This window comes from Saccharopolyspora sp., from assembly GCF_017434145.1.
In the GTDB taxonomy this organism is placed as follows: domain Bacteria; phylum Actinomycetota; class Actinomycetes; order Mycobacteriales; family Pseudonocardiaceae; genus Saccharopolyspora_C; species Saccharopolyspora_C galaxeae.
In genome coordinates this window covers 1-6,932 of the sequence record NZ_JAFRFW010001051.1, presented here as the reverse complement: position 1 = coordinate 6,932, position 6,932 = coordinate 1, and the positions used below count along the sequence as shown (strand labels likewise).

The window sequence follows — 6,932 nt, the reverse complement described above, 5'->3', positions numbered from 1 at the left end:
GAGTCGCGCCTTGCGCATTCAGGTGGACATCAATACATGCCGCCCATGCCGGGGTTGCCTGCGGGGGCAGCCGGTTCCGGCGCGGGAATATCGGTGACCAGGGATTCGGTGGTCAGGAACAGCGCGGCGATCGACGCGGCGTTCTGCAGCGCCGAGCGGGTGACCTTGGCCGGGTCGGTGACGCCCGCGGCCAGCAGGTCCTCGTACTCGCCGGTCGCGGCGTTGAGGCCGTGGCCGGGGGCGAGGCCCTTGACCTTCTCCGCCACGACGCCGCCCTCGAGGCCGGCGTTGATGGCGATCTGCTTGAGCGGGCCCTCGACGGCCAGCCGGACGCTGTTCGCGCCGGTCGCCTCGTCGCCCTCCAGCTTGAGGTCGTCGAACGCGGCCACGGTCGCCTGCAGCAGGGAAACGCCGCCACCGGCGACGACGCCCTCCTCGACGGCGGCCTTGGCGTTGCGGACCGCGTCCTCGATCCGGTGCTTGCGCTCCTTGAGCTCGACCTCGGTCGCCGCACCGGCCTTGATCACGGCCACGCCGCCGGCCAGCTTGGCCAGCCGCTCCTGCAGCTTCTCGCGGTCGTAGTCGGAGTCCGAGCGGTCGATCTCGGCGCGGATCTCGTTGACCCGGCCGGCGATCTGCTCGTCGTCACCGGCGCCCTCGACGATGGTGGTCTCGTCCTTGGTGACGACGACCTTGCGCGCCTGGCCCAGCAGCGGCAGGTCGGCGCTCTCCAGCTTCAGGCCGACCTCCTCGGAGATCACCTGGCCGCCGGTCAGGATCGCCATGTCCTGCAGCATCGCCTTGCGGCGGTCGCCGAAGCCGGGGGCCTGGACCGCGACCGACTTGAACGTGCCGCGGCTCTTGTTGACCACCAGGGTGGACAGGGCCTCGCCCTCGACGTCCTCCGAGATGATCAGCAGCGGCTTGTTCGACTGCATGACCTTCTCCAGCAGCGGGAGCAGGTCCTTGATGTTCGAGATCTTGCTGCTCAGCAGCAGGATGTACGGGTCGTCGAGGGACGCCTCCATCCGCTCCGTGTCGGTCACGAAGTACGGGGAGATGTAGCCCTTGTCGAAGCGCATCCCCTCGGTGAGCTCGAGCTCGAGCCCGAAGGTGTTGCTCTCCTCGACGGTGATGACGCCTTCCTTGCCGACCTTGTCCATCGCCTCGGCGATGAGCTCGCCGATCTGGCGGTCGCCGGCCGAGATCCCCGCGGTGGCGGCGATCTGGTCCTTGGTCTCGATCTCCTTGGCGTTCTTGAGCAGCTGCTCGGCGATCGCCTCGGTGGCCTTCTCGATGCCCCGCTTGAGGGCGATCGGGCTGGCGCCTGCCGCCACGTTGCGCAGACCCTCGCGCACCAGCGCCTGGGCCAGCACGGTGGCGGTCGTCGTGCCGTCACCGGCGACGTCGTCGGTCTTCTTCGCCACGTCCTTGACGAGCTCGGCGCCGATCTTCTCCCAGGCGTCCTCGAGCTCGATCTCCTTGGCGATGGAGACGCCGTCGTTGGTGATGGTCGGCGCGCCCCACTTCTTTTCGAGCACGACGTTGCGGCCCCTCGGCCCGAGCGTCACCTTGACGGCGTCGGCGAGGGTGTTCATGCCGCGCTCAAGGCCGCGGCGGGCTTCCTCGTCGAACGCGATCATCTTGGCCATTGCGGTGTGGTCCTCCACCTGTCTGGACGCCACGCGGGGGATGTTCACCCCGTGGCAGGACTCTGTGCTCGGCCAGGCTCGGTGCCCGCGACGGACGACCGGACGCGGCGGCACCGTCGTGTGGCACCGGCGCGACGGCCTCACCGTCCCGACCTGGCACTCAACTGCGCTGAGTGCCAGATCCAGGTTTAGCACTCACACACATCGAGTGCAAGCCGCTCGCCCGCTCCGCTCCGGCGCAGACCGCTTTTCGCCCGATCGAGCGGGCGCATCGGGTTCGCCCAGGTGATCAGGCCGTTCAGCCGCCGACCGTGGGGACCTCGGTGGGCAGTTCGGTGCTGTTGTACGACGAGGACGGCGGTGAACCGCCGGACGGGCCGCCGCCGGAACCGCCCGACGAGACCGCCATCGCGATGAACAGGACCGCGAGCACGACAACAGCCACCGCGATCAGCAGCGGCACCAGCCACTTCGCCGTGCCGCCGGTCCGCTTGGCCGCGAACGGCGAGCCCTGCGCGGGCATCGGCGGCCGCAGCCGGACCGGTTCGCCGCCCGGCGGCTGGGTTCCCGGCGGCCGGGCACCGGGAGGTCGGACGCCCGGAGGCTGCGGCTGGGCACCGGGATGCTGGGCACCCGGCGGCTGCACACCCGGAGGGCTCACCGGAGGCTGCGAGCCCGGAGGCTGCCCGCCCGGATGCCGACCGCCCTGCTGCGGGTAGGACGGCCCGAACGGCCCGGGAGCCACCGGCGGTGCCGAACCCGGTCCGCCCTGGTTCGGCACCGGGCCGGGTTGCGCGGGCTGCGGACCGGAAGGCGGCCCGACCGCGGGCATGGTGCGCTTCGTGCGCGCATCCCCGGACTGCGCCAGCACTTCCTTCGCGGCCGCCATCAGCTTCCGGCAGTCGTCGTAGCGCTGGTCCGGCTTCTTCGACATGCCGTTGCGCAGCACGGCGTCGATCCCCGCCGGCAGCGACAGCAGCGCCGTCGCGGACGGCGGCTCGGCGTTCAAGTGACCCTGGATGACCTCCTGCACGTCGCCCTGGAAGGGCGGGCGGCCGGTCAGGCAGGCGAACAGCATGCAGCACAGCGCGTAGAGATCGGTGCGTCCGTCGACCGGCTCGCCGCGCAAGTGCTCCGGCGCGGCGTAGGTCGGCGACCCGAGGAAGTCGCCGGAGCTGGTGCGGTGCCCGGTAGCGCCGCGGCGGGTCAGCCCGAAATCCGCGAGGTACACGTGCTCGCCCGCGGACTCCCGCGAGGTCACCAGCACGTTCGCCGGTTTGAGGTCCAGGTGCACCAGCCCGCGCTCGTGCAGCATGTCCAGCGCCTCGGCTACCTGGCTGAGCAGTTCCACCGCGCGGTACGGCGAGATCGGGCCGTCCTTGATCAGGCTGGCCAGGTCGGACCCGTCGACCAGCCGCATCGCGATGTAGAGCATCCCGTCGATCTCGCCGAAGTCGTACAGCGGCACGACGTTCGCGTGGTCGATGGCTGAGGTGTTGCGGGCCTCGTCGACGAACCGCTCGCGGAACTCGGCATCACCGGTGATGTGCTCGCCCATGACCTTGAGCGCGACCTTGCGGCCCAGGCGGGTATCGGTGGCGCGGTAGAGCACGCTCATCCCGCCGCGGCCCAGCACCCCGTCGATCTTGAAGTGGCCGAGGCGGCGTCCGGTGAGGTCTTCCGACACGCGGGGGAGCCTAACGGTCGGCGATCAGCGACGTCTGCGGGTTCCGGGAGCGCGTCGTCGGATCGGCCCAGCAAACCGGCCCAGCAGCAAACCGGCCCAGCAGCGGATCGACCCAGCGGACCAGATCTGGACGGGACCGGCGGCGAATCGAGCACCGGATGCGCGGGCACCGAATCGCGGGCGGCGCGAATTCGCCGGACAGCACGCGGCCCGGCCCCGATCCGGAGCCGGGCCCGCAGTGCGCGCCTCAGACCTTACGGACGCCGTCCGCCTGGGTTCGGCCGTCGCGCCCCGGTTTCACCTCGAATTCGACCCGGTCGCCTTCCGAAAGGGTGCGGAAACCGGACATGTTGATCGAGGTGTAGTGCACGAACACATCGGAACCACCGTCGGTGGCGATGAAGCCGTAGCCCTTTTCCGAGTTGAACCATTTGACCGTGCCGACCGCCACGGCGTCCTCCTAGTGGAAACAATGATGCACGGCGCTCCCGAAAGCGCCGCTGGAGCAGGGGTCACGCTACCCGAGAAGGCGCGATTCGTCCGCCGTTCACCATTGCGACTTTTCCGCGAAATGCTGGGCCGAACGGGTGTATTTATGCAGCACGCACCGTCATCGGATACATCGGATAAGCCTTTCCCGCGGACCACCGCCGCGGCATATTCCGCCGAACGGAGATTCTCGAGACGGACGAACACCGGCCGTGCAGCACCGCGCAATGCGCGAAACGGTGATCATTTGCAGCACCGCATTCGAGCGGTCAGGAACGGCCCGCGGAACCCTGCGCCTGCAACCAGGACGCCAGACCGCGGGGATCCCGCGTCTGCACCAGCACCTGTCCCGGGCCGGCGAAGTCGAACACCAGCCCCTCCCCGGTGCGCATCGACTGCGGCACGCCCTGACCGGCCTGGCGCAACCGGGTCTGCACCGCATCCGCGTAGGCCACCACGTGCCCCGGATCGACGGTGACGAACTCACCGGGCTGCAAGGTCATCACGTCCAACGCGCCGTAGCAGGCCAGCACCACCGGACCCGGTCCGCTGACGTGGCTGAGGAATCCGGGCTCACCGCCGAAGAGGTTGTTGAACCCGGGCCACTGGTCGTCGCTGTGCGTCGTCCCGCCGGAGGCGAGCCAGGCACCGCGCGCGACGCACCAGCCGCGCCCGTCCAGCTCGAGCACGTTGAGGTCGCCGGGCAACGGCCCCGCCACGTCGACCCAACCGCCCTGCTGCCCGGCCGTGCAGGTGGTCACCGCCGCGTCGCCGCCGAAGGCTCCCCTGGTCAGCGACTTGAGCAGGCCGCCACCGGTGCGCGCTTCGACCACGACGCCGTAGCTGGTGGCCAGCATCGAACCGGCCGCGATCCGGACCGGCTCGCCGGGCGCGAGCAGCAGCCTGGCGACCCCGAACGACGGCGTGTGACGGGTTCGTACCTGCACATGCCCTCCTCCGGTCGCCGCGCGGTCGGAGGCAGTTTGCCATGAGGGCGCCCAGCGCTGGTCGCCTATAAGGACACCCAGCGCCGGTCGCCTATGAGGACACCCAGCGCCGGTTTCCAATGAGGACACCCGGCGCCGGTCGCCGATGCGGACGCGCCGTTGCCACGCAACGGCCACAGCACCGAGCCGACGACCGCCCGAAGCGGAAGCGAAACGCGCACGAACCATCACCCACCGAAGCAGCGCGATCCACCGCGGCCCCGGAGCCCAGCGGCGCAAGTCGCTTTTGGCACGCCGGTGGCGACAGCGCGGCACCCCATGACCGATGATCGGGGCGTGCCCCAAGCAACTGGACCATCCGGGTTGACCCCGGTGCCCGAACACCAGGCGCGGATCGCCACCCTGCTGCCCCCGGCCCGCGCCGAGTCCCGCCCGCTGGCGGACTGCCTGGACCTGGCGCTGGCCGAAGACCTGGTGGCGGCGATCCCGCTGCCACCGTTCGACAACTCCGCGATGGACGGTTACGCGGTCCGCTCGGTGGACGTGGCCGAAGCGGGCCCGGACGACCCGGTGACGCTGCCGGTCAGCGAAGACGTCCCGGCAGGCCGGATCGACAGCCCGCCGCTGCAGCCCGGCACCGCGCACCGGATCATGACCGGCGCGCAGATGCCCGCGGGAGCGGACGCGGTCGTACCGGTGGAACGCACCGACGCCGGGACCTCCGAGGTGCGCCTGCACGCCTCCGTGCAACCCGGTGCGCACCTGCGCCGAGCCGGGGAGGACGTGCAGGTCGGCACGGCGGTGCTCCACGCCGGAGTGTCCCTGGGCCCGGCGCAGCTCGGCATCGCCGCGGCCGTCGGCGCCGCGCGGCTGCCGGTGCGGCGGCCGGTGCGGGTCCTGGTGCTGTCCACCGGTTCGGAACTCGTGGAACCGGGTTCGCCGCTGCGCGCCGGGCAGATCTACGAGTCCAACGGGCTGATGCTGGCCGCTGCGGTGCGCGAGGCCGGCGGCGAGGCGCAGCTGCTGCGGTTCGTGCCCGACGACGTGGACTCGTTCCACGCCGCGCTGCAGCCGCACCTGGAGACCACCGACCTGATCCTCACCTCCGGCGGGGTCAGCGCCGGGGCGTACGAGGTGGTCAAGGACGCGCTGGCGGGCAACGGCGTGGAGTTCACCAAGGTCGCGATGCAGCCGGGGATGCCGCAGGGCTGCGGGCGCTACCGGGACGGCCCCGCGGTGGTGACGCTGCCCGGTAACCCGGTCAGCTCCATGGTGTCGTTCGAGATCTTCGTGCGCCCGGCGCTGCGTTCGGCGGCCGGGCACCACCGCAACCAGCGGCCGACGAGGCAGGCCGTGCTGACCGAGCCGCTGGAGAAGACCTCGGCGGGCAGACGGCAGTACCGCAGAGCGGTGTTCGACCCGGCGACCGCGACGGTGACCCCGCACGGCGGACCCGGCTCGCACCTGCTCTCCGCGATGGCCGGGGCGAACAGCCTGCTCGAGGTGCCGGAGGAGACGACTTCGCTACCCGCGGGCGCGACCGTGGACGTGATCTTGATGGAGTGACCTCGCAGCAGCAGTCCGCCAAGTCCGCCCGCGCACCCCCGGGGTGCGCGTCTACTTCGAGCTGGAGTTCCCGTGCGTGGCCCCTGGCGCGCCGCCCTGGCGCTGGCGTTGCACATCGGCTTCTTCGCCTTCCCACTGGCCGTGGTGCTCGGCCTGCTGGGCATCACCGCTTACACCGTGCGCGCCGACATCGGACTCGGTGCGCGAGCCGGGCTGGCCGCTTTCGTGGTCGCCGCCGTGGTCGGCATCGGCCTGCGCACGGTGCTGCGCAGCCAAGAGATCCCGCGCGGAGTCGCGCTCAAGCGCGCGGAGCAGCCGAAGGTCTGGAAGGTGATCGACACCGTCTGCACCGGATCCGGAGCGCAGCCCCCGGACGAAGTGCGGATCACCTCGGAGCCGGGATCGCTGCTGCGCGAGGACACCGCGCTGCTGGGCCTGCGGGTGCGGGCGCGCTACCTGGAGATCGGGTTGCCGCTGCTGGCCGGGTTGTCGGCGAGCGATCTGCGGGCCGTCGCGGCGCGCGAGCTCGGCCGCACCGTCGGCGCCGGCCGGCTGGTGGTGCTGGCCGACCGGGTCCGGACCAGCGTGCTG

At 71.2% G+C, this 6,932-nt stretch carries 5 protein-coding genes and 1 pseudogene; 2 read left to right on the top strand and 4 right to left on the bottom strand.

What is annotated here, in order from left to right:
- Positions 1-29: 29 nt before the first annotated feature.
- The 4 genes from groL to IJH84_RS28685 form a co-directional block, all read right to left on the bottom strand.
- Positions 30-1,652 carry a chaperonin GroEL gene (groL, locus tag IJH84_RS28700; protein WP_295151161.1) on the bottom strand — a complete coding sequence of 541 codons (1,623 nt, stop codon included), beginning with the start codon at positions 1,650-1,652 and terminating at the stop codon, positions 30-32.
- A 298-nt stretch (positions 1,653-1,950) separates the two neighbouring features.
- Positions 1,951-3,339 (bottom strand): serine/threonine-protein kinase, encoded by a 1,389-nt coding sequence (locus tag IJH84_RS28695; protein WP_200068352.1) that lies wholly within the window; start codon positions 3,337-3,339, stop codon positions 1,951-1,953.
- A 247-nt stretch (positions 3,340-3,586) separates the two neighbouring features.
- Positions 3,587-3,790, bottom strand: coding sequence for a cold-shock protein (locus tag IJH84_RS28690; RefSeq protein ID WP_200068351.1), 204 nt, complete (start codon positions 3,788-3,790; stop codon positions 3,587-3,589).
- Between the two features lie 307 nt (positions 3,791-4,097).
- Positions 4,098-4,775: a TIGR00266 family protein gene (locus tag IJH84_RS28685; protein ID WP_200068350.1), complete on the bottom strand. Its 678-nt coding sequence runs from the start codon at positions 4,773-4,775 to the stop codon at positions 4,098-4,100.
- Between the two features lie 318 nt (positions 4,776-5,093).
- Here IJH84_RS28685 and glp point away from each other — a divergent pair, with 318 nt between their 5' ends.
- Positions 5,094-6,341: a gephyrin-like molybdotransferase Glp gene (gene glp / locus IJH84_RS28680; protein ID WP_200068349.1), complete on the top strand. Its 1,248-nt coding sequence runs from the start codon at positions 5,094-5,096 to the stop codon at positions 6,339-6,341.
- 72 nt (positions 6,342-6,413) lie between these two features.
- Positions 6,414-6,932 (top strand): annotated as a pseudogene (locus tag IJH84_RS28675) (hypothetical protein); the annotation flags it as partial.